Origin of the sequence: Kamptonema sp. PCC 6506 (assembly GCF_000180455.1) — a bacterium.
Lineage (GTDB): Bacteria > Cyanobacteriota > Cyanobacteriia > Cyanobacteriales > Microcoleaceae > Kamptonema > Kamptonema formosum.
In genome coordinates this window covers 1-1408 of record NZ_CACA01000133.1, presented here as the reverse complement: position 1 = coordinate 1408, position 1408 = coordinate 1, and the positions used below count along the sequence as shown (strand labels likewise).

Below are 1408 nucleotides of genomic sequence, written 5' to 3'. Positions count from 1 at the left end.
TGGGGAAGTTAGGGGAGAGGGAGAACTTAAATCGCACCCAGTCTCCCCTGCTCCCCCTCTCCCCCGCTCCCCTGCTCCCCCGCTCCCCTGCTCCCCATCTCTAGTATTACTGGATGAAGTAGGGGCCGGAACTGACCCTTCAGAAGGGAGTGCTTTAGCGATCGCCCTCCTGCAATACCTGGCAGATCATGCACTGCTAACAGTCGCCACAACCCACTTCGGCGAACTCAAAGCCTTCAAATATCAAGACGATCGCTTTGAAAATGCCTCAGTGGAATTTGACGACAGTTCCCTGCAACCGACATATCGCCTGCTGTGGGGAATTCCGGGACGTTCCAACGCACTAACGATCGCCAAACGCCTTGGTCTGTTACCAGAAATTGCAAATCTGGCTGCAACTTATGTTGGTGGTGCATCCGAGGATGTTAACCAGGTAATAGCTGGACTGGAGGCCCAACGACGGAGACAGGAAACCAAAGCGCGAGAAGCAACTCAACTGTTACAGCAAACAGAAATGCTGCATAGGGAAGTTTCCCAAAAAGCAGCAACATTGCAGGAACGGGAACGAGAGTTAAAGCTAGGTCAGGAAGCCGCAGTACAGCAAGCGATCGCCGCCGCTAAAGCAGAAGTCGCTCAAGTTATCCGCCGTTTACAACAAGGCCCCGCCTCCGCTCAAGACGCTCAAGAAGCGACCCTAGCTTTAAACCAAATTGGCGAAAAACATCTACCATCCCGTAAAGAACCTGCCAAACCGAAACCAGGATTTCGCCCTCAAGTAGGCGATCGCATCCGCATCCCCCGCGTTGGTCAAACCGCCGAAGTCCTCAGCGGCCCCGACAACAACGAAGAACTAACCGTCCGATTTGGGATGATGAAAATGACAGTGAAACTGGCAGAAATCGAATCCCTAGATGGTCAGAAACCAGAAATAGCTAAACGAGCAGAGGAGCAAGAGAAAACTCAAAACTCAAGACTCAAGGCGGGTAGTCAATCAGCACCCCCACAAAACTCAAACGTCAAACCTCAAACCTCCCCAGTCACCGTTCGTACTTCCCAGAATACAATCGACCTGCGAGGAATGAGAGTATCAGAGGCGGAAAGAGAAGTAGACCAAGCTTTCTCAGCGGCGATGGAGTCAGGAGTGCTTTGGATTATTCACGGTAAAGGTACGGGACAGTTGAGGAAAGGCATCCATGAATTTTTAGAATCCCATCCTCTAGTTTCCCACTACGAAATTGCCGGCACAGCAGAGGGAGGTTCTGGAGTCACTATTGCCTATCTCCGTTGAGAAGTTTTGAAATTGGTTGGTTTAGTAGCAAGGCTAAACCCAATGGGTAAGCCAAGCCAATTAAAATTAAAATTAAAATTAAATATACAATTTAATTGTACATTTTTAACTTTAATTGAT

The 1408-nt window shown here is 49.4% G+C and carries 1 protein-coding gene; it reads left to right on the top strand.

Translation table 11 applies throughout. From position 1 onward, the window contains the following. A partial coding sequence (locus tag OSCI_RS07855) for an endonuclease MutS2 (RefSeq protein WP_193387014.1) occupies positions 1-1288 on the top strand: 1288 nt, incomplete at its 5' end. Positions 1289-1408: the final 120 nt, after the last annotated feature.